The organism is Porcibacter vitabionis, from assembly GCF_046263795.1.
Classification (GTDB): Bacteria; Bacillota; Clostridia; order Lachnospirales; family Lachnospiraceae; genus Lachnocurva.
This window is the reverse complement of record NZ_JBJYZD010000001.1, coordinates 323,535-345,391: the sequence shown is the minus strand read 5'-3', so window position 1 is coordinate 345,391 and position 21,857 is coordinate 323,535. Positions and strand designations below refer to the sequence as shown.

Annotated in this window: 21 protein-coding genes, 1 tRNA gene and 1 other annotated feature; of the genes, 21 read left to right on the top strand and 1 reads right to left on the bottom strand. The window is 45.8% G+C overall.

Annotated elements, in window-relative coordinates; genetic code table 11:
* Nucleotides 1–41: 41 nt before the first annotated feature.
* The 9 genes from ACKX2L_RS01615 (at nt 42) to ACKX2L_RS01575 (ending at nt 7,363) form a co-directional block, all read left to right on the top strand.
* Nucleotides 42–437 (top strand): replication initiator protein A, encoded by a 396-nt coding sequence (locus tag ACKX2L_RS01615; protein WP_139619488.1) that lies wholly within the window; start codon nt 42–44, stop codon nt 435–437.
* Nucleotides 438–619: 182 nt separating this feature from the next.
* On the top strand, nt 620–1,564 hold the full coding sequence (gene mobV / locus ACKX2L_RS01610) for a MobV family relaxase (RefSeq protein WP_497552537.1): 945 nt from the start codon (nt 620–622) through the stop codon (nt 1,562–1,564).
* A gap of 43 nt (nt 1,565–1,607) precedes the next feature.
* On the top strand, nt 1,608–1,763 hold the full coding sequence (locus ACKX2L_RS01605) for a hypothetical protein (RefSeq protein ID WP_436798084.1): 156 nt from the start codon (nt 1,608–1,610) through the stop codon (nt 1,761–1,763).
* Nucleotides 1,764–1,853: 90 nt separating this feature from the next.
* Nucleotides 1,854–3,365 (top strand): recombinase family protein, encoded by a 1,512-nt coding sequence (locus tag ACKX2L_RS01600; RefSeq protein ID WP_007215987.1) that lies wholly within the window; start codon nt 1,854–1,856, stop codon nt 3,363–3,365.
* A gap of 165 nt (nt 3,366–3,530) precedes the next feature.
* Nucleotides 3,531–3,603: transfer RNA gene (locus ACKX2L_RS01595), tRNA-Thr, on the top strand.
* A gap of 5 nt (nt 3,604–3,608) precedes the next feature.
* Nucleotides 3,609–4,544, top strand: a complete 936-nt coding sequence (locus ACKX2L_RS01590; RefSeq protein ID WP_497552536.1) for a DMT family transporter — start codon at nt 3,609–3,611, stop codon at nt 4,542–4,544.
* Nucleotides 4,545–4,785: 241 nt separating this feature from the next.
* Nucleotides 4,786–5,235 (top strand): hypothetical protein, encoded by a 450-nt coding sequence (locus ACKX2L_RS01585; RefSeq protein ID WP_497552535.1) that lies wholly within the window; start codon nt 4,786–4,788, stop codon nt 5,233–5,235.
* A 203-nt stretch (nt 5,236–5,438) separates the two neighbouring features.
* Nucleotides 5,439–6,584, top strand: a complete 1,146-nt coding sequence (gene fucO, locus ACKX2L_RS01580; RefSeq protein ID WP_497552534.1) for a lactaldehyde reductase — start codon at nt 5,439–5,441, stop codon at nt 6,582–6,584.
* A 188-nt stretch (nt 6,585–6,772) separates the two neighbouring features.
* Nucleotides 6,773–7,363, top strand: coding sequence for a TetR/AcrR family transcriptional regulator C-terminal domain-containing protein (locus ACKX2L_RS01575; protein WP_497552533.1), 591 nt, complete (start codon nt 6,773–6,775; stop codon nt 7,361–7,363).
* Nucleotides 7,364–7,488: 125 nt separating this feature from the next.
* On the opposite strand, the gene ACKX2L_RS01570 is transcribed toward ACKX2L_RS01575, so the two are convergent.
* Entirely contained in the window at nt 7,489–7,611 is a 123-nt protein-coding gene (locus ACKX2L_RS01570) for a hypothetical protein (RefSeq protein WP_497552540.1), read from the bottom strand.
* Nucleotides 7,612–7,888: 277 nt separating this feature from the next.
* On the opposite strand from ACKX2L_RS01570, the gene ACKX2L_RS01565 reads away from it, so the two are divergent.
* From ACKX2L_RS01565 to leuB, 12 genes are all read left to right on the top strand, one after another.
* Nucleotides 7,889–9,190 (top strand): extracellular solute-binding protein, encoded by a 1,302-nt coding sequence (locus ACKX2L_RS01565; RefSeq protein ID WP_497552532.1) that lies wholly within the window; start codon nt 7,889–7,891, stop codon nt 9,188–9,190.
* Between the two features lie 141 nt (nt 9,191–9,331).
* Nucleotides 9,332–10,222 (top strand): carbohydrate ABC transporter permease, encoded by an 891-nt coding sequence (locus tag ACKX2L_RS01560; RefSeq protein ID WP_497552531.1) that lies wholly within the window; start codon nt 9,332–9,334, stop codon nt 10,220–10,222.
* The gene (locus tag ACKX2L_RS01555) at nt 10,219–11,058 is read left to right on the top strand and encodes a carbohydrate ABC transporter permease (protein WP_497552530.1); all 840 of its coding nucleotides are present in this window, start codon (nt 10,219–10,221) and stop codon (nt 11,056–11,058) included. The genes ACKX2L_RS01560 and ACKX2L_RS01555 overlap by 4 nt, the downstream gene beginning before the upstream one ends.
* 4 nt (nt 11,059–11,062) lie before the next feature.
* Nucleotides 11,063–12,577, top strand: coding sequence for an arabinosylfuranosidase ArfA (gene arfA, locus ACKX2L_RS01550; RefSeq protein WP_497552529.1), 1,515 nt, complete (start codon nt 11,063–11,065; stop codon nt 12,575–12,577).
* A 30-nt stretch (nt 12,578–12,607) separates the two neighbouring features.
* Entirely contained in the window at nt 12,608–13,597 is a 990-nt protein-coding gene (locus tag ACKX2L_RS01545; protein WP_497552528.1) for a LacI family DNA-binding transcriptional regulator, read from the top strand.
* Nucleotides 13,598–13,612: 15 nt separating this feature from the next.
* On the top strand, nt 13,613–14,581 hold the full coding sequence (locus tag ACKX2L_RS01540; protein ID WP_497552527.1) for a family 43 glycosylhydrolase: 969 nt from the start codon (nt 13,613–13,615) through the stop codon (nt 14,579–14,581).
* Nucleotides 14,582–14,778: 197 nt separating this feature from the next.
* Nucleotides 14,779–15,026 (top strand) — a binding site (T-box leader).
* Nucleotides 15,027–15,192: 166 nt separating this feature from the next.
* Nucleotides 15,193–16,386 carry a threonine ammonia-lyase gene (gene ilvA / locus ACKX2L_RS01535; RefSeq protein WP_497550866.1) on the top strand — a complete coding sequence of 398 codons (1,194 nt, stop codon included), beginning with the start codon at nt 15,193–15,195 and terminating at the stop codon, nt 16,384–16,386.
* Between the two features lie 48 nt (nt 16,387–16,434).
* Nucleotides 16,435–16,815, top strand: coding sequence for a RidA family protein (locus ACKX2L_RS01530; protein ID WP_497550865.1), 381 nt, complete (start codon nt 16,435–16,437; stop codon nt 16,813–16,815).
* Nucleotides 16,816–16,819: 4 nt separating this feature from the next.
* Nucleotides 16,820–18,496 carry a 2-isopropylmalate synthase gene (locus tag ACKX2L_RS01525; protein WP_497552526.1) on the top strand — a complete coding sequence of 559 codons (1,677 nt, stop codon included), beginning with the start codon at nt 16,820–16,822 and terminating at the stop codon, nt 18,494–18,496.
* Between the two features lie 112 nt (nt 18,497–18,608).
* The gene (leuC, locus tag ACKX2L_RS01520) at nt 18,609–19,868 is read left to right on the top strand and encodes a 3-isopropylmalate dehydratase large subunit (protein WP_497552525.1); all 1,260 of its coding nucleotides are present in this window, start codon (nt 18,609–18,611) and stop codon (nt 19,866–19,868) included.
* A gap of 1 nt (nt 19,869) precedes the next feature.
* Nucleotides 19,870–20,367 carry a 3-isopropylmalate dehydratase small subunit gene (gene leuD, locus ACKX2L_RS01515; RefSeq protein ID WP_497550862.1) on the top strand — a complete coding sequence of 166 codons (498 nt, stop codon included), beginning with the start codon at nt 19,870–19,872 and terminating at the stop codon, nt 20,365–20,367.
* Between the two features lie 102 nt (nt 20,368–20,469).
* Nucleotides 20,470–21,531, top strand: coding sequence for a 3-isopropylmalate dehydrogenase (gene leuB / locus ACKX2L_RS01510; protein ID WP_497552524.1), 1,062 nt, complete (start codon nt 20,470–20,472; stop codon nt 21,529–21,531).
* Nucleotides 21,532–21,857: the final 326 nt, after the last annotated feature.

The following is a 21,857-nucleotide window of genomic DNA, read 5'->3' as shown; positions in this document are numbered from 1 at the left end:
CGCCCCGGAAAACGGGCTTCTAACCGTCCACAAAACGAACTATGACAAATACCATCTATATCCATCAGCCGGAAAAGGCGTTCAGCTTCACCCGGCTCCCGAATTTCCTCTTTGAAGCCCCCACATTCAAGCCCTTGTCCAACGAGGCAAAGGTTCTGTACGCCTTTATCCTGCGCCGGACAGAGTTATCCCGCAAGAATGGGTGGGCGGATGATTGCGGACGGATTTATCTGTACTATCCCATCTGCGAGGTGGTTGACCTGCTCCACTGTGGGCGGCAGAAAGCGGTAAACACCCTGCGGGAACTGCAATACGCCGGACTGGTGGAGATCCAGAAGCAGGGCTGTGGAAAACCCAACCGCATTTTCCCAAAATCCTATGAAGCAGTTCCAAACACCGACTTCAAGAAATCCCGTTCTGGTACGCCGGAGGACTGAAAACCGTACCCATGAAGTACGGAAATCATTCCTGAGAAGTACGAAAATCGGACGGTATATAGAAATACAAAGATAAAAAGATTGATTTATATTCTATCCATTCCAATCCTATCCGAGCTATTTTCTGCGGGATTTTCCCTGTGGAAAACCCCGGATGGGAAAGGAATGGGGAAAGGAGCAGAATGGCACAACACGCAATTTTGCGGTTTGAGAAGCACAAGGGCAACCCGGCAAGGCCGCTGGAAGCCCATCACGAAAGGCAGAAAGAACAGTATGCCAGCAACCCCGACATTGACACCGCTAAGAGCAAGTACAACTTCCATATCGTCAAGCCGGAGGGACGCTATTACCACTTCATTCAGCGCCGCATTGAACAGGCGGGGTGCCGCACCCGCAAGGACAGCACCCGGTTTGTCGATACGCTGATAACCGCCAGCCCGGAGTTTTTCAAGGGGAAATCCCCAAAGGAGATACAGGCGTTTTTCCAGCGGGCGGCCGACTTCCTCATTGACCGGGTAGGCCGGGAAAATATTGTGTCGGCGGTGGTACACATGGACGAGAAAACGCCCCACCTGCATTTGACCTTTGTTCCGCTGACAAAGGACAACCGCCTGTGCGCAAAGGAGATTATCGGCAACCGGGCAAACCTGACGAAGTGGCAGGATGATTTTCACGCCTACATGGTGGAGAAATATCCCGACTTGGAGCGTGGGGAAAGCGCCAGCAAGACAGGCCGGAAGCATATCCCCACCCGGCTTTTCAAACAGGCGGTTTCCCTCTCCCGGCAGGCAAGAGCCATTGAAGCCACACTGGACGGCATTAACCCGCTGAACGCCGGAAAGAAAAAAGAGGAAGCCCTCTCCATGCTGAAAAAGTGGTTCCCGCAGATGGAGAATTTCTCCGGGCAGTTGAAAAAGTACAAGGTCACAATCAATGACCTGCTGGCAGAAAATGAGAAGCTGGAAGCACGAGCCAGAGCCAGCGAGAGCGGCAAAATCAAAGACCGCATGGAGCGGGCAAAGCTGGAAAGCGAACTGCACGATATGCAAAGGCTGGTTGACCGTATCCCGCCGGATATACTGGCGGAACTGAAACGGCAGCAGCGGCAGTATGGAAAGGAAAGGTGATTTTATAAGTAACAATATCAGATACAAAAAGGAAACAGAAGTCGTGACTTTTCAGGGAAAGGAAATCACGCTGGAAAACCTCTCCCCGGTGTTCACGCCGGAGCAGGAAGCGACCAAACGCCGGGAACTGGAGCAGCAGCTTTATGAGGTGTTCCGCAAATATGCCGATAAGCGGCAGAAAGAGGAAGCCGGGGCATAAATCCCGAAGCCATCGTTGATTTGCGGGGCTGCTGGCGGTATAATAGAACTGTCAGCAGCTCCGTTTCTTTTTAAGAAAAGGAGCGACAAAATGAATAACAGGATAGACGCGATCTATGCAAGGCAATCGGTAGACAAAAAGGACAGCATTTCCATTGAAAGCCAGATTGAGTTTTGCAAATACGAATTGAAAGGCGGGAACTGTAAGGAATACACAGACAAAGGGTACAGCGGCAAGAACACAGACCGCCCGAAGTTTCAGGAACTGGTGCGGGATATTAAGCGGGGCTTGATTGCAAAGGTCATTGTTTACAAACTTGACCGTATCAGCCGTTCCATTCTGGACTTTGCCAACATGATGGAACTGTTCCAGCAGTACGATGTGGAGTTTGTGTCCTCTACGGAGAAGTTTGATACCTCCACCCCGATGGGGCGGGCTATGCTGAATATCTGTATCGTGTTCGCCCAGCTTGAACGGGAAACGATACAGAAGCGGGTGACAGACGCTTACTACTCCCGCAGTCAGCGGGGCTTCAAGATGGGCGGGAAAGCCCCTTACGGCTTCCACACCGAGCCTATCAAAATGGACGGTATCAACACAAAGAAGCTGGTGGTAAACCCGGACGAAGCGGCCAATATCCGGCTGATATTTGAGATGTACGCCCAGCCCACAACCTCTTACGGGGACATTACCCGGTACTTTGCCGAACAGGGGATTTTGTTCTACGGCAAGGAACTGATACGCCCCACACTGGCGCAGATGTTACGCAATCCCGTCTATGTGCAGGCGGACTTGGATGTGTACGAATTTTTCAAAAGCCAGGGTACGGTTATCGTCAATGACGCCGCCGACTTTACGGGGACAAACGGCTGTTATCTGTATCAGGGGCGGGATGTGAAGCCCAGCAAGAAAAACGACTTGAAAGACCAAATGCTGGTGCTGGCTCCCCATGAGGGCATTGTTCCGGCGGATATATGGCTGGCTTGCCGCAAGAAGCTGATGAACAACATGAAAATCCAGTCCGCCCGAAAAGCCACCCACACATGGCTGGCGGGGAAAATCAAGTGCGGGAACTGCGGATATGCGCTTATGAGTATCTTCAATCCGTCCGGCAGGCAATATCTCCGCTGTACGAAACGGCTGGACAATAAAAGCTGTCCGGGCTGTGGGAAAATCATCACTTCCGAACTGGAAGCGGTGGTTTACCAGCAGATGGTGAAGAAGCTGGAAAAGCACAAGACGCTGACGGGCAGGAAGAAAGCGGCAAAGGCCAATCCCAAAATCGCCGCCCTGCAAGTAGAGCTTCTCCATGTGGACAGCGAGATTGAAAAGCTGGTGGACAGTCTGACGGGCGCGAACAATGTCCTGCTCTCCTATGTGAATGTGAAGATAGCGGAACTGGACGGGCGCAAGCAGGAACTTGTGAAGCAGATAGCCGAGCTGACGGTGGAAACCATCAGCCCGGGACAGGTCAACCAGATTTCCGGCTACCTCGACACATGGGACGATGTATCCTTTGACGACAAGCGGCGGGTGGTGGATTTGATGATTACCACCGTTGCCGCCACAAGCGACAGCTTGAACATTACATGGAAAATCTGACGGGCGGTAATCCTCCCGTCAGACCGTTACCCTGTGTAGTCCCTTGTAAACTGTACTTTTGTACGAACATAGAAACAAAATCTAATCAAAAAAAACTTGACTTGCCTCCTGCAATACAGTATTATAACAAAGTCGGTTGTGAGCCGGAAGGCTTCAAACCATAATGCTGCTGTGGCTCAGTCGGTAGAGCGTCGCCTTGGTAAGGCGGAGGTCACGGGTCCGATTCCCGTCAGCAGCTCTCATTTGCCCTCGGTTTTTCCGGGGGCTTTTTTGTTAAGTAAAGAAGGTCGATCCATGAAGAAGATTACAAATAAGCATGTGCTTGGCATTACGATGGTCATTATTGACTCATTATTCTTTTCTCTGATGAGTCTTTTTGTCCGCTTGTCGGGCAATGTACCGACCATGGAGAAGACCTTTTTCCGAAATCTGATTGCCGCCGTCATTGCCCTGATTGCTTTAAGCAGGACGGAAGAGAAATTTAAAATCAAAAAGGGCAGTGTCCCTTCGCTTCTGGCACGTTCCATTGCGGGCGGTCTCGGCATGATCTGCAATTTCTGGGCAATCGATCACATTGCACTTGCGGATGCCAATATTTTGAATAAACTTTCGCCATTCTTTGCAATTATAGCATCGATCTTTATTTTGAAGGAGATCCCGAACCGGCTTGAGATCTTTACCGTGGTCATTGCCTTTTGTGGTGCCCTGTTTATTGTGAAGCCCACAGCCGGGCTTGCGAGTCTTCCGGCTCTGGTGGGCCTTCTTGGCGGACTTGGCGCCGGAATCGCCTATACCTTTGTCAGAAAACTAGGTAACCAGGGGGAGAGAGGACCGGTGATCGTTGCTTTCTTTTCGGTCTTTACCTGCTTGATGGTATTCCCTTTTATGATGATGGATTTTCAGCCCCTCAGTACAAGACAGCTCCTCTGTCTTCTTGGCGCAGGAAGTGCTGCAGCGGTTGGCCAGTTTACGGTAACTGCAGCCTATAAATTTGCTCCGGCCAAGGAGATATCGGTCTTTGACTACTCACAACTTCTTTTTGCTTCCATCTGGGGCTTGCTCTTCTTCGGAGAGATTCCGGATGGCTGGTCGGTGATTGGATATGTCATCATTATCGGTATGGCGATTGTAAAGTGGTATTACAATGTTTATGTGCAGAAGGATCAGCAGGATCAGTAAAAATCCATACGAAAAGGCAGATGCCGATCTATATTCACGAGGACGGATCGTCTCACTGACAGAATGTTTGTTAGTGAGACAGGTGTAAGATTGTGAGGGGATTGACAGACAAATACAGTTTGTGAAATTTGTTTTATTGCAATTTCACTTTGAAATCCTATAATGATTGTATACAAAATAATTTCTTGTACCAAATACAGAAGTTACTTTGCAATCGAAATAAGATCAAGGGGGAATTGCAATGCCTACAGAAACAAAGGAACAGGATTTGAAGGAAGTCTTATCCGAGTCGAATGCAGATGCCCGGATCGTGGTCGATCTGGAACTTACGGAGTCGGCAATTCAAGCAATTGCAGAAAGTTCGGAAGAAGAGGCATGTGTCGAAAGAGCGAATGAACTTCTGACGGCTCTGCACCAGAAGCCGATGACAAAAGATGAGTTTATCGATGCCGGAAAGATTCGTGTGAAGACAGATATCTTCGTGCCTTACCAGATTCGTAAGACAGCAGATGATTATGCGGTAGAGATCGAGGATCACGAACTTCGAAATATAGACCAGAAGGTACATGCCTTCGAAGAGGAAGTCCGTAAGATCTATGATCCCTTAAAAGAAGGCCCCTTTGTCATCAGCGTCTATAAAGAGGGCGAGCCTTCTGCGAGAAGAATTTTGAAGCAGTTCAGGAAAAAGTAAGTCCGGAGATAGAAGTATTACAAGAATTCATAGATCCTCACTTTGTTAAAAATGTGACAATGCTTTTGCATTGTCACATTTTTTGCCTGAAGATCTCCTTTATAATACTTATCGAAGATAAATGAAAGGCGGAAAAAGTACCGAGAGGTCTATATTTCCACTGAAACAAAGAGGGGGCAGGGGCCCAAAAGGAAGGAGATTTTATGGCAAATCGTATTTCGTTAAACGGAACGTCTTATCATGGAGCTGGTGCAATCCAGGAGATCGTGAACGAGATCAAGGGACATGGTTTTAAGAAGGCATTCGTTGCATCGGATCCGGATCTTGTAAAATTTGGAGTTACTGCAAAGGTAACGGATCTTCTGGAAGAAGCCGGTATTCCGTTCAGCCTTTATTCTGATATCAAGCCCAATCCGACCATTGAAAATGTACAGCATGGCGTAAAAGCTTTCCGTGAGTCCGAGGCTGATTGTATTGTAGCAATCGGCGGCGGTTCTTCCATGGATACCTCCAAGGCCATTGGCATCATCATTACCAATCCGGAATTCGAGGATGTGCGTTCTCTGGAAGGCGTTGCACCGACAAAGAATCCGTGCGTTCCGATCATAGCAGTTCCGACCACAGCAGGAACTGCAGCTGAGGTTACCATCAACTACGTTATTACTGATGTAGAGAAAGAGCGTAAGTTCGTTTGTGTAGATCCACATGATATGCCGATTGTTGCAGTTGTAGATCCTGACATGATGAGCTCTATGCCGAAGGGCCTGACTGCTGCAACAGGAATGGATGCTCTGACGCATGCCATCGAAGGATATACCACCAAGGCTGCCTGGGAGATGACAGATATGTTCCATCTCGAGGCAATTCGCCTGATTGCCAAGAATCTGAGAGGCGCTGTTAACAATACCAAGGAAGGCCGTGAGGGCATGGCTCTTGGTCAGTACATCGCCGGCATGGGCTTCTCCAATGTAGGTCTTGGCATCGATCATTCCATGGCACATACCCTGTCTGCACATTATGACACTCCTCATGGAATGGCTTGCGCACAGCTCCTTCCGATCTCTATGGAGTTCAACCGGGATTATACCGGCGAGCGTTATCGGGAAATTGCCCGTGCCATGGGCGTTCAGGGCGTAGACGACATGAGCCAGGAAGAGTATCGTGATGCAGCCATCGAGGCTGTAAAGAAGCTTTCCAAGGATGTCGGAATTCCGGAAAAGAACGAAAGAATCCGCGAAGAAGACCTGGATCAGCTGGCAACCGATGCTCTGAATGATGCATGCTATCCTGGAAACCCCAGAGAAGCTACGAAGGAACAGGTCATTGATATGTTCCGTCAGTTGATGTGATTTTTGCATATCGTTACTAATCCTTTTTAAATATAGACCCGCCCTGAGGATGGTATGGAATCCTTGGGGCGGGTCTTTTTTTGCTCGGATGATACCAGGCGGAGAAGTTTTGTATTATGATGATTGTAGTGGTAAAAATGACTTTACCACTCATATCGCATAGATAAAAAACTGACAGGGAATTTCTTATGAAACAGACAAGTGAAAATACCAGATTGAAATATGAGCTTTGCGAAGCGGCGCGGCAATGTCTTGCCGGAAGCAGTGTTGAGAAGCTGACGGTCGGACAGATCACGACTCGGGCGGGTGTATCTCGACAGACTTTCTATCGGACTTTTCAGGATAAGTATGATTTGATCAATTGGTATTTTGACAAATTAATGAGTAAGTCTTTCGACCGAATGGGAGAAGGAAAGACGATCGATGAGGGACTTCGACTGAAATTTTCCTATTTGAAGGAAGAGGGCGATTTCTTTCGGGCGGCTTTTGCTTCCGATGCCCAAAATAATCTGAAGGAACATGATTTTGAGATGATTTTTCACTTCTATTCGGATTGGATCGTGAAGAAAAGCGGGAGCAGTCCGACCGACGAGATCGCCCTGCTCCTGGAACTTTACTGCAGAGCATCGATCTATATGACGGTGAAGTGGGTCCTGGGTGGCATGCAGCAGTCACCGGAATGGCTGGCACGCTTACTGGTGGATGCCCTGCCCGAGAAATTGCGCGATAAATTTGCCTGCCTGGATCTCTTGGAAGAAACGGATTCTGCTGGGCACTAGCTATGAGATAGCCAAGTAAGGATGAAATATCGGTGTGTTTTAAAATGAATTGCGAAAGGGAATATTAAATCTCCACTCGCAATTCTTTTCCCTTATCAAATAGTGTTGCGAGAAATCTCGCAGCACTATTTTTTAGTCAAGTCCAAATTTGTGTGTAAATTGAGAAACACCTTGCTGATGGCATCCTGAATGCCTTCATGAGCATCCAATGTAATCATCAGGAGATCCTTGAGTCCGCGATCTTTCAGGCTCTGGAGATAATTCTATAAGAGATGAGCTCTTGGCTCTTTCTCTATTTCAATTTACACAGTTATAAGGGAATTGCTGAATGTGTACACGAGAACATCGAAAATATTACAGCAAAAACAGTAATACTGCACAAAATATATAAAATAAAGTCGTATAAAATGACGATAATACATAATATATATTGACATTTTGGCTATATAAGAATATATATAAAAACATAAGAAATGCACACGTGTACATAGTTGTATTTAGGGTATGAGAGGAGAAATTGAGACGATGAAAACATGGAAAAAGTTTTTGTCATTAGGACTGGCATCTTTAATAACGATGTCAACAGTTGCTTGCGGATCGACTTCGGGAAAATCCAATAAGTCTTCTAAGGATAGTGGGGGAAAAACAGAGGTTACTTTTTGGAATTCCTTTACAGGAGCAGATGGGGACATGCTTGTAAGCCTTGTAGACAAATATAACAAGGAAAACAAGGACGGCGTTAAGGTCAAAATGGATATCTCCACTGACCTGGACAGCCAGCTCTCATCTGCTTTTGCTGCTGGAACAGGACCGACATTATTGCTGAGTTCCAGTACCTACCGTTTTACTTATGGAAAATATCTGCAAGATATCAGCGATATTTTTGATAAGACAGGCTTGGATAAGTCGGATTTTATTTCATCTTATCTGGATTATTGCTCTGATGGAGACAAGCTATATTTTGTTCCTTTCCAGTTGGTTGGATACTATATGTATTGGAATAAAGATCTCTTCAAAGAAGCTGGACTGGATCCGGAAAAAGGCCCTGCAACCTGGGATGAATGGAAGCAAGATGCCGAAAAGATCACCAATAAATCTAAAAATATTTATGGCTCAGGTATTTCCTATGGCTATAACTATCAAATTGCACATATTATGCAGCGGTTTGGCGGCTTGGCAGTTACAAAGGATAGTAACAAATGGAAAGCAAACTTTGCTGAAAATGAAGGCTATAAGAAATTCCTGAAGATGTATTCCGATATGGTTAAAAACGGTGACAATCCCCAGGAAAAAGAGACAGATCCTATGATGACAGCCGGACAGATCGGAATGACAGTTGGCGGTCCTTGGGTTACGGCTGGATTAGATAAGGCTGGTGTGAATTATGGTATCGGTCAGATTCCGACTGGCGATGCTGGAGAAATGAATTCTTGTGAGGTTCTCGGATTCTCGGTAACCAAGAATGCTTCTGATAAGCAGAAGGAAGCAGCATATAAATTCATCAAATGGTGGAATACTGCAGACAAGAATGGAGATTCTCCCGCTCTCCAGTGGTCTTTGAAGAATGGATATCCGGCTTACATGACTTCTGTAATGAACAATGCACAGTATCAGGAGAATAAGAAACTTCAAGCTATGACTCCGGCTAATGCGGATGCACCGACAGATTTTATCTGCGATTCCAGCTTTGAAGGAATTAATGGAATTCTTTCTGATGTTATTCCTCCAATGATTAATTCTGTAGCATTTGATCAGTCATCCATTGACGATGCATTAAAAACAGCTCAAAATTCGGCTGATGATATTGTAGCAAAATACAACAAATAACTAGTTCTCGTAATCCCTTCCTTTACCACCTAAAACATTAAGTGGGATTATTCCAAGACCGGGAGGTACCCCTTTTGCTTCCGGTCTTGGAAACTAATCAGAAAGGAACTTCGGACTGCTAGTAATAGATGGAGAAAAGTGTTGAAACAGATTTACAGATTTTGGAACAATCCGAAAAGGTCCGCCTGGATTTTTCTGGCGCCGTCTTTAGTCCTGCTTCTGATGTTTAGTGTAATACCAATGTTTATTGGCCTTGGACTAAGCCTTTTTGATGTCCCCGTCACAATGGACACGGCAAAATTCATTGGACTACAGAACTTCGTTCAGGCATTTCACGATAAGAGATTTCTAAATAGCCTACGTGTTACAGCAGTTTTTACGCTGATCGAAGTTCCGATACAAACTTTTGGTGCAATGATGATTGCTGCATTAATTACCAAGAACAATGGTGTGAATAAAGTGTTACGGGGAATTTATTTTCTTCCTGTTATTTGTTCGGCAACTGCAATCGGTATTATGTGGAAAATGATTTTGCATTCAAATATCGGATTTATACCTGCGGTATTGCAGAGCTTTGGCCTCGGAAAAATCAATTTTCTTAATACCCCCGGACTTACAATTTTCGTAGTTACTTTTATTTCAATATGGAGAAGCTTTGGTATATCGGCAATTGTATATGTAACTGCAATTCAACAGGTAAGTCCATCTCTTTATGAAGCTGCTGCAATGGATGGAGCAGGAAAGATTCGACAGTTCTTTTCCATCACGGCTCCGTCTATTCGCCCGACTTTCTGGTATATTCTGATGACTCGCTTGGCTGGATCCCTTCAGATTTTTGATATCATTTACACAACCACAAATGGCGGTCCCAATTATACAACAGAGTCTACCGTTACTTATATCTATAACAGAGCGTTTTCAACGACATCCAGCATGGGTTATGCATCTGCTATGTCAGTTATTCTATTTCTTATCATTATGGTTGTTACGGTCCTTTTGTATCGCAGGATGAATAAGGAGGAATCATCATGAAGAAAGGTTCTACTGCTAAAAAAGTGGCTGGAACGATACCGGTTATGGTTCTTTTGATTGTTCTGGCACTATTGGTTCTTGTGCCTGTTGTTTGGATGGTATGCAGTGCCTTTAAGACAGAACGTGAAATTATTTCATGGCCACCGACTTTCTTTCCAAAGTCTTTTACACTTTCGAATTTTACCGATGTGCAAAAAAGGATCGATATTCTGCGCTATATGCTTAATTCTGCAATTTATGCAGGAGGTACAACCTGTCTGGCTGTTATTGTAAACAGTATGGCCGGTTACGCATATGCTTTTTATGATTTTAAGGGTAAGACAGGAGCATTTTTGATCACCCTGGCAACCATGATGGTTCCAATTCAGGTCATTATGGTTCCTTTGTTTCTTATTGTTTTCAAAATGCATATGTATGATACATACTTTGGCCTAATTATCCCAAGAGTTGCCGTTGCCGGATCTATTTTCCTGATGAGATCTGCATTTTCCGGGATACCACACGAACTTGCAGAAGCTGCACGTATTGATGGACTATCAGAATGGGGAATCTTTTGGCGGATTATGATTCCACAGGTCAAGCCTGCAATTATTACACTGATTATTCTGAGTGTAAATGGATCTTGGAATGATCTATTATGGCCAATGTTAATTACAAGTAGTACTGAAATGAGAACTCTGGCAAATGGACTGGCTCTATTTGTCGGACAAAATACGATTGAATATGGAGCAGCATTTGCCGGTGCATTTATTTCTTTAATACCAATGTTTGTACTTTATATCTTTGGACAGAAATATTTCGTAGAAGGAATGGCGAGCTCGGGATTGAAAGGCTAATTTGATGTTGGATGCAAAAGCAATATGCGATAGAAATTTTACTTGCGGTCGTATAGATGATCGAATTTATGGCTCTTTTGTTGAACATATGGGAAGAGTGGTTTACTCTGGGATTTATGAACCTAAGCATCCTCTTGCTGACGAAAATGGCTTTCGAAGCGACGTGTTAACTGCAGTCAGAGAGATGGGAGTTAAGGCAGTTCGTTATCCTGGCGGGAATTTTGTATCGACGTATCATTGGGAAGATGGTGTCGGCCCGGTTTCAAAACGCCCTAAGAAAATCGATCTTGCCTGGCGTTCCATTGAAACCAATGAATTCGGAACCAACGAATTTCTTACATGGTCAAGGAAAGCCGGAGTCAGTCCGATTTTCACGATCAATCTTGGAACCAGAGGAATCGAAGATGCGATTCATTATCTGGAATACTGTAATTTTCCAAATGGAACACAGTATAGTGACATGAGAATACAACATGGTTTTAAGGAGCCATATGGGATTCATACTTGGTGTCTTGGAAATGAAATGGATGGAAATTGGCAGATTGGACATAAATCTGCAGTTGATTATGGAAAGTTAGCAGCCGAGGCTGGTAAGGCTATGAAAAGGCTGGACCCATCGATTGAACTGATCGTATGTGGCAGCTCGTTGTCAACAATGGCATCATATCCATCCTGGGATGCAACAGTGCTTGATGAAACGTATGACATTGCAGATTATCTGGCATTGCATCAGTATTATGGAGGACAGGAAAAGGGTACCGCAGAATTTCTTGCCCAGTCCATGGATATGCAGCGATATATCTCGACAATTAGAGCTACTGCGAAGTACATCAAGGCAAAGCATAGATCCGATAAAGATATGAAATTTAGTCTTGATGAATGGGGCGTATGGGCACTGCCGAGCGATAGTGTTAATAAAGAACTTGATCAGGATCCCTGGCAGATAGCTCCAGCCATTAGTGAACAGATTTATACACTGCAGGATGCTCTGCTTTTTGCAGAAATGATGCTTGTAATTTTAAGAAATTCGAAAGATATAAAAATAGCTTGCCAGTCATTACTCACCAATGTTAGCGCCTGCATTATGACGGAAGCAGGTGGGGACATGTGGAAACAGACGATATATTATCCATATGCCTGCATTGCTAATTATGCACGAGGAACAGTTCTGGATTCTAGAATATGTTGCAAATCCTATCCAAGTAATCATTATGGGCAAGTACCATTTCTGGATGAAGAGTCTGTATATAACGAAAAAGCCGAAGAGCTCGTGGTCTATCTTATTAACCGTCATGAGAGTGAATCCATGGAGGTTCGCTATACGTGTCAAGGTTTTGAATTAAAGAATATTATTGAGGCACAAGAACTAAGCTGCGATAATAAAATGGCAACCAATCAGTTTAATCATGATTTAGTGGTGCCAAGGGAACTTGCAGGTTTAAAAATAGAAAATCGTTCTGATCTTGTATGTGAGATCAAGCCACTTTCCTTTAATATGATTCGAATCTCGTTGAAATAATGTTTATTGTGCAAGAGGAGTTCATAAGCAATGGCAATTACCGTTAATCAAATTGCTGAATTATGCCATGTGTCTAGGACCACAGTCCTAAGAGCATTGAATGGGACCGGCAGTGTTCGGAAGGAGACCTATGAGCTTATCATCGAAACAGCAAGAAAATATCATTATCAGCCAAATTTGCTTGCGCGAAGTCTAAATCATGGTCACACCAACACGATCGGCGTTGTGACGATGAATATTGCAAATATGTATTTCGTACAGCGCTTGGACGCCATTAATCGTACGGCTGAAAAAAACGGCTATTTTACCAGCATTGCAGTCTGTGATGAGAGCCTTGAGGAGGAGAAAAAACTGATTCAGGGCTTGGCAGCCAGACAAGTTGAAGGAATTATATTGAGTCCGATGAATCAGGGAACTGAGTTTGAATCCTTCTTAAAATCCCTTGGCATCCCATGTGTATGTCTGGGTAATCGTATTTCGGATGAATTCACTACCGTTCAGGTGGATGAAAGACAGGCGGCAGAGGATGCTTTTGAACATATTGCGCAAAAAAAGTATCAGCATGTCTTGTTCGTATGTCCACCACTGCAGAATAAAGGGCAGAAGAATATCTATGTCCATATGGAAAGATTAGAAGGGATACGTCTTGCAACTGCCAGACATCCGGAAATTAAAGTAGACATCCTGGATGACGAACGATATCTGGATGCCATTAACCAATACGATTTTTTGCAACATGAGAAAATAGCAATACTCTGTTCCGGTGATGTCTATGCCTTGGAAATCCTGAATGATTTACGTGAAAAAGGTATTTTGCCACCGAAACAGTATGGCCTGATGGGATTCGATGATTTAAGCATGTTAAAGTACATCACTCCGAAACTCACGACCATTTCAACTAATGTTGAGGGTGTAGCATCTACTGCTGTAAATGAATTGATTGCTTCTATAAGAGATCCTGATTATGAACCTCGAACGATTTTTTTAAAACATAAAATTATGGATCGTGAAACGTTATAGACTAGGAGTAGAACTGTGAATAGCAATAACTATAAAGAAACGCCTTATAACTCTCCGTTTATTTGTCAAAGAGCAGATCCATATGTTTATCGTCATTCCAATGGAGATTATTATTTTACGGCCTCTGTGCCTACTTACGACAAGATTATTCTACGGCAAGCGAAAACGCTGAAGGGTTTAAAGGATGCAGTTGAAATTGAGATATGGAGAAAACATGACTCTGGGATCATGAGCCAGCATATCTGGGCACCGGAACTACATTACATCGATGGAGTATGGTATATCTATTTTGCAGCAAGTTCTGTTGATGATATCTGGGCCCTAAGACCCTACGTATTACGGTGCTGTGGGAATGATCCAATGAAGGATAGATGGGAAGAACTGGGACAGATGAAAGCATCTGATCCTTTTTCTTTTACGGATTTTTCATTGGATATGACCGTTTTTCCCATAAAGGATAAAACCTATGCAGTTTGGGCTGAAAAAGTAAGCGTGGGGAAGAAGATATCAAATCTGTATATTGCGGAAATGGATAGTCCAAATAAACTGCATAGCCCTCAGGTTTTACTGTCCACGCCTTCCTTCTCGTGGGAAAGAGAGGACTTTTGGGTAAATGAAGGACCGGCCTACATTCATCATTCCGGCTATTCCTATCTCACCTATTCAGCAAGTGCAACAGGAAGTTGCTATTGTATGGGACTTCTGAAATTGAAAGATGGAAAGGACCCATTAAACCCATGGAATTGGGAAAAGTCAAGTGGGCCTGTATTAAAAACCGACCCGGATAAGGGATTATTTGGCCCGGGACATAACTCGTTTACAGTCAATGAAGAGGGAGAAGATGTTCTCGTTTACCATGCACGGCAGTATGATGAGATCAAAGGAGATCCTCTTTACGATTACAATAGACATACGTATCTTATGAAAATCAAGTGGGATAAATCGGGCCCGGTATTTGACTTTGCAAATAATTATTTGGGCTGATGATCAGGTTTCATGTATTTAGTATTTCAGATGAGTCACCGGACTTTATTCTGCAGAATCAGAATAGTAAGAAATATTTGGAAGTTAAATCTGCTGCAACGTTTTCAGGAGGATCTCCTTTATAAGATTTATTTTAGAGACGAAGAAAACCTTTGACAACAGACTCATCCTGTGTTATTACTAGAATAATTTCAAAGGAAAAAGCTGTGACGAAGAATGAGTCTTGTGAAAATACAGCGCAGAGAGCCGGCGGTTGGTGTAAGCCGGTATGTAGAAGCAGGATTCTCTCACTTCTGAGCTGATCATCTGAAAGCCGGATTTGGTGGATAGGATGTATCCGAGTATGCTGCGTTAGTGCATAGAAGTTGTCAGACTTCGAAGAGGTGGCAGATTTCATATCTGCAATTTGAGTGGTACCGCGAGTGTTTAAGCACCCGTCTCAAAGCAAGAGTCGCTTTGGGTCGGGTGCTTTTTTATATATAAAAAGAAATCTCTATCGTCCGACCTTGTTTCTGGTGTAAGATGACGGTGAGCGGGTCAGATGATCCGATACAAAAATGATTTGGTACCCGCAGGAAGACAAAAAGAAAACAGGAAAGGAAAAAGAAAAGATGTTAACTCTCGACAAAGTATTTGATGCACAGCAGGTTTTAAAGAGCATCATTCGTGAAACGAATGTCGTTCGTGCCTATGGGATTGCTCCGGATTGCGAGCTTTATCTGAAACCGGAAAATCTGCAGATCACCGGATCCTTTAAGGTCCGGGGATCCGCTTATAAGATCGCCAACCTGACAGAGGAAGAGAAGGCAAAAGGCGTTATTGCCTGTTCTGCCGGAAACCACGCTCAGGGAGTTGCCCTGGCTGCAACGAAAAACGGGATCAAATCTCTGATCTGTCTTCCGGATTCGGCCCCCATTTCCAAAGTGGAGGCAACCAAAGGTTACGGCGCAGAGGTCTGCCTGGTCGAAGGCGTTTACGACGATGCCTATAAGAAAGCCCTGGAACTAAAAGAGAGCGAAGGGTATACATTTGTTCATCCCTTTGATGACGAAGATGTGATCGCAGGTCAGGGCACCATTGCTCTGGAAATTCTCAACAATCTCGACAATATCGATGCGATCGTTGTTCCAATCGGCGGAGGCGGACTGATCTCCGGAATCGCTTATACAGTGAAGCAGATCCGTCCTTCCGTAAAGGTCTACGGAGTCCAGGCAGCCGGCGCACCGGGCATGTATAACTCCATCCGGGATGGCAAAATCGAGTGTCTGGATTCGGTTTCCACCATTGCCGACGGCATCGCCGTCAAGGAGCCTGGTGAAAATACCTTCTCCTATGTCAGCCAATATGTCGATGATATCGCATTGGTTACGGATGATGAGGTTTCTTCTGCGATCCTGGCTCTGATGGAAAAGCAGAAGATGATCGCGGAAGGCGCCGGCGCCGCATCGGTCGCTGCCGTCATGTTCGACAAATTTGACTTGAAGGGCAAGCGAGTGGTAGCCGTTGTTTCCGGCGGCAATATCGATGTCACCAGCCTCTCCCGTGTCATTGACCGTGGCCTCCTGAAGTCCGGCCGGTCGACCAGCATGCTGATCGAACTGATTGATAAGCCCGGCCAGCTTAGAGAGATCTCCGGCATTATTGCAGACTGTGGTGCCAATGTTACAGGCGTTCATTATGAAAAGGGCAACACCGAGAGTGTTCACGGATGCTTCCTTCGGATTGAAATGGAGACCAGAGATTTCCATCATGTCAACATGATTAAGAAAGCACTCCGCGATCACGGATTTAAAATTGTGAAATAAAAGGAAAAAGAAGAAGCCTGATATCGCAGGCGGGAAAGGAGAAAAGATATGCGAAACTATGTTCATACTGAAAAGGCTCCTGCAGCCATCGGACCATATTCCCAGGCCATTAGCGTCGGAAATCTGGTTTTTACTTCCGGTCAGATCGCACTGGATCCGAAAAGCGGAGAGCTTGCCGGAGAGACCATCGAGGAGCAGACACATCAGGTCATGAAGAATCTGAAGGCTGTTTTGGAAGAAGCTGGTTCTTCGATGCAGAGTGCCGTAAAGACGGTTTGTTTCTTAAGTGAGATTTCCGATTTCAAGGCATTCAACGAAGTGTATGGTCTATATTTCACAGAGAAACCGGCCAGAAGCTGCGTTGCCGTGAAGGATTTGCCTAAGGGCGCTCTGGTGGAAGTGGAAGTCGTAGCGGAGAAGGAGGCGTGACATTATGATGGATGCAACGAAATATCATGTCGGCTATTTTCCGGTAGATACGAAATATACCAAGTGGGTGAAGAAGGATCATATTGAGAAGCCGCCGGTATGGTGCAGCGTCGATATGAGAGACGGAAATCAGAGTCTGATCGTTCCCATGAGTCTGGAGGAGAAACTGGAGTATTTCAAGGTCCTTCTCGGGGTCGGCTTTAAGGAGATCGAGGTCGGTTTTCCGGCTGCCAGCGAGACCGAGTTCGAATTCTTAAGGACCCTGATCGATCAGAAGATGATCCCAGATGATGTGACGGTACAGGTTCTGACCCAGTGCCGGGAGCACATTATCCGTAAGACTTTTGAGGCCTGCAAGGGTGCGCCGAGTGCAATCGTTCATTTCTATAATTCGACCAGCCTGGCCCAGAGAGAGCAGGTCTTCAAGAAGTCCAAGGAAGAGATCAAGCAGATCGCCGTGGATGGAGCAAAGCTTGTAAAGAAACTGGCTGCTGAGTACGAGGGCAACTTCCGTTTTGAGTATTCACCGGAATCCTTTACCGGAACTGAGCCGGATTATGCACTGGATGTCTGCAATGCAGTCCTGGATGTTCTGGAGCCTGGCCCGGATAATAATGTCATTATCAACCTTCCGGTTACGGTTGAGATGAGTTCTCCACATATTTATGCGTCTCAGGTGGAATACATCAGTGAAAATCTGAAGTATCGTGAATATGTGACTCTGTCTCTTCATCCTCACAATGACCGTGGTACCGGTGTAGCAGATACAGAACTGGCTCTTCTGGCCGGTGCGGACCGTGTTGAGGGAACCCTTTTCGGAAATGGAGAGCGGACTGGTAATGTGGATATCATCACCCTGGCTCTCAATATGTATTCGCATGGCGTGGATCCGAAACTTGATTTTTCGGATATGCCTTATCTCGTTTCGGAATATGAGAAATGTACCCGGATGCATGTCTATGAGCGGGCACCTTATGCCGGTGCACTTGTTTTTGCAGCATTTTCGGGCTCTCATCAGGATGCGATCGCCAAGGGCATGAAGTATCGGAAGAAGAAAAAGATGCACGAATGGACCGTGCCTTATATTCCCATCGATCCTCAGGATATCGGAAGGACCTATGACGGTGATGTCATCCGTGTCAATTCCCAGTCCGGTAAGGGCGGCATCGGTTATATGCTGGAGCAGACCTATGGTTACAGCCTGCCGGCCGGTATGCGGGAGGAATTCAGCTATCTCTGCAAGGATATCTCGGATCATGAACATAAGGAACTGAAACCGAATGAAGTTTTCGAGATTTTCTCAGAGCACTATCTGAACCTGGATAGTGGTATTCAGATCACGGATTTTGACTTTGTCAGAAATAACGATGTGGTCAAGGTCATGATCACTTTCGAAAGAGACGGCGAGGAAAAGGAACTGGCCTGCAAGGGAAATGGTGCTTTGAACGCGATCAATAATGCCTTAAAGGAGTTTACCGGCGAGGAATATACCTTGGAAGTATTCACCCAGCACAGTATGCAGGGACAGGGATCTCAGAGTGTTGCCGCATCCTATATCGGATTGAAGAGAGAGGATGGCAGCATGTACTGGGGCGCCGGGACCAATACCGATGTCGTAACAGCAAGTGCGAATGCACTTTTAAGTGCCTTTTACAACATGACAAAAGGGTCAAAAGTCTGATCAGTTCAAAAGTCTGAACGGTTCAACAGTCTGATATCAGAGGATGCCTGCATCCCCTGGAGAAGGAAAAGAAAAAGAGGAAAAAGAAAGAAAAGAAAGGAGACTCTGCGGAATGGGAATGACAATGACGCAAAAGATCCTCGCTAAACATGCCGGTCTGGATGAGGTCAAGGCCGGACAGCTGATCTCGGCAAAATTGGATATTGTTCTCGGAAATGATATCACGACACCGGTGGCAGTGAATGAGTTTCAGAAGGCCGGATTCGACAAGGTTTTCGACAAGGACCGGATCGCGATCGTCCTGGACCACTTTGTACCGAACAAGGACATCAAGGCGGCAGAGCAGTCCAAGACCTGCCGGAATTTCGCCTGCAGCCATTGTGTCAGTCACTTTTATGATGTCGGAAAAATGGGAATTGAGCATGCCCTCCTCCCCGAGCAGGGCGTTGTAACAGCCGGCGACTGCATCATCGGTGCGGACAGCCATACTTGTACTTATGGTGCCTTGGGTGCTTTCTCAACCGGTGTCGGTTCCACAGATATGGCTGCCGGCATGGCGACTGGAACGGCCTGGTTCAAGGTCCCGTCCGCCATTCGTTTTCACCTGACCGGCAAGCTTCCGAAAAACTGCAGCGGCAAGGATGTTATCCTGACCATTATCGGTATGATCGGTGTAGACGGTGCACTCTATAAAAGTATGGAGTTCACTGGCGAGGGCGTGCATAACCTTTCCATGGATGACAGACTCTGCATCTGTAACATGGCAATCGAAGCCGGCGCCAAGAATGGTATCTTCCCGGTGGATGACATTACCAGAGCTTATCTGGATGGCAGAAGTGAAAGACCGCCGGTCGAATTCGAAGCAGATCCGGATGCAGAATATGAGAAGACCATTGAGATCGACCTGTCGAAGATCGTTCCGGTCGTTGCCTGTCCGCATCTTCCGGAGAATACACATCCTGCCAAAGAGCTTCATGATATAAAAATAGACCAGGTCGTTATCGGTTCCTGTACCAACGGCCGTATGGAGGACATGGAGGCGGCTTACAAGATCCTGAATGGAAAGAAGATCGCCGATGGGATCCGCTGTATCATCATTCCTGCAACCATGCAGATCTTAAGAGAGTGTGTTGAGAGAGGCTACTATACGGCCTTTATTGATGCCGGCGCAGTTGTTTCCACGCCGACCTGCGGCCCCTGCCTGGGCGGTTATATGGGAATTTTGGCGGCTGGAGAACGCTGCATTGCGACCACAAACCGAAACTTTGTCGGCCGGATGGGACATGTTGACAGCGAGGTCTATCTTTCCTCGCCCTATACAGCGGCAGCGAGCGCGCTGACAGGCTATATTACGGAATACGAGGAGGCATGAGATGAAGACAAAAGGATCTGTTTTCAAATATCCGGATAATGTGGATACGGATGTCATTATTCCGGCACGTTACCTGAATACGCCGGATGCCAGGGAACTGGCACAGCACTGTATGGAAGATATCGATAAGGATTTCGTAAAGAAAGTAAAACCGGGTGACATCATGGTTGCCGGTTGGAATTTCGGCTGCGGATCGTCGCGGGAACATGCGCCCCTGGTCATTAAGACCTGCGGAACGGGCTGTGTGATTGCGAAGAGCTTTGCCCGGATCTTCTATCGGAATGCCATTAATATCGGTCTTCCCATCCTGGAGTGCGAGGAGGCTGCAGAGGAAATACAGGCCAATGATGAAGTAGAGGTCGATTTCGATTCCGGCAAGATCAGCGATCTGACGACGGGGAAAACCTACCAGGCAGAGCCTTTTCCTCCTTTTATCCAGAATATCATTCGCTGCGGCGGACTTCTGAAATCTCTGAAGGAAAGCAGTAAAAAAGCATAAAAGCCGGATCATAGCAGCCTTCTTTAGGATCCGGGATGAGGATTCAGGATGAAGTGCATAGGAGAGTCGATAGCTAGCTCAAGTGGAGAGAGAGGAAAGAAAATGGATAAGAATATTGCGGTGATCCGGGGAGATGGAATCGGCCCCGAGATCGTGAATGAAGCAATCAAGGTTTTGGATCAGATCGGCCGGATCTTCGGTCATCATTTTACTTATACGGATGTTGATATGGGTGGATGTGCGATCGATAAGTATGGCGATCCCCTGCCTCAGTCGGAACTGGACAAGTGCCTTGCTTCGGATAGTGTTCTGCTTGGTGCGGTCGGTGGCCCCAAGTGGAATGATGTTCCGGGCCCAAAACGTCCGGAAAAGGGACTCCTTCGTCTCCGCTCGGGTATGGGTGTCTATTCCAATAATCGGCCGGCCAAGATCTGGCCTCAACTGGCAGAGGCATCTCCATTGAAAGAAGCCATTGTTGGCCGCGGTATAGATTTCATCATCGTGCGTGAGCTGATCGGCGGTATCTATTTCGGCGAGCATAAGACCGAGGGAGAGACCGCCACGGACATCATGAAATACAGTAAGGAAGAGATCGAACGTATCGGCCGAATCGGCTTTCAGACAGCAAGAAAGCGGGGAAAGAAGCTTTGCTCCGTCGAAAAGAGTAATGTCCTCGATACCAGCCGGCTCTGGAAGAAGACCATGCATGAGCTTTCGAAAGAATATCCGGATGTGGAACTCACCGATATGCTGGTGGACAATTGTGCCATGCAGATCGTCAAAGATCCTTCCCAATTCGATGTCATTGTAACGGAGAATATGTTCGGCGATATCCTTTCGGATGAGGCTTCCGAGATCACAGGCTCGATCGGCATGATCCCTTCCTCGAGCCTGGGCGCCGGAACGGTTGGCCTCTATGAACCGATTCACGGTTCGGCTCCGGACATTGCCGGGCAGGATCTTGCAAATCCCGTTGGAACCATTCTTTCAGCAGCTATGATGCTTCGTTACAGCTTTAATATGGAGAAGGAAGCGGATGCCATTGAAAAAGCGGTTTCTTCCTATCTGGATGACGGTTATCGAACCGCAGATATCATGGAAGCCGGCATGAAGCAAGTCGGCTGCAAGGAATGCGGAGATCTGATTGCCGGATATTTGAAGTGAGGATTAGGAGTTCTATTCATGAGGTAAGGATTAGGCTTTCTATTTATGAGGTAAGATTAGAATTTCTATTTATGAAGTAAGGATTAGAATTTCTATTTACGAGCTGGTATTAAAACGTGCCCTGTCTTGCAGGGCACGTTTTTTCGGTTATGCTTATGAGGGATTATTCGATATTTGAAAAGTTTTTGATTTCATGCGTGTTCCGAACCGACAAAATGATCTTTTTCGGATCAAAAATTCGATATATGAAATCTTTTGAAAATCATGCTATAAAAAAGGCCGAAAAATACGCATGGATTTGAAAAGATTTCAAATATCGAATATTG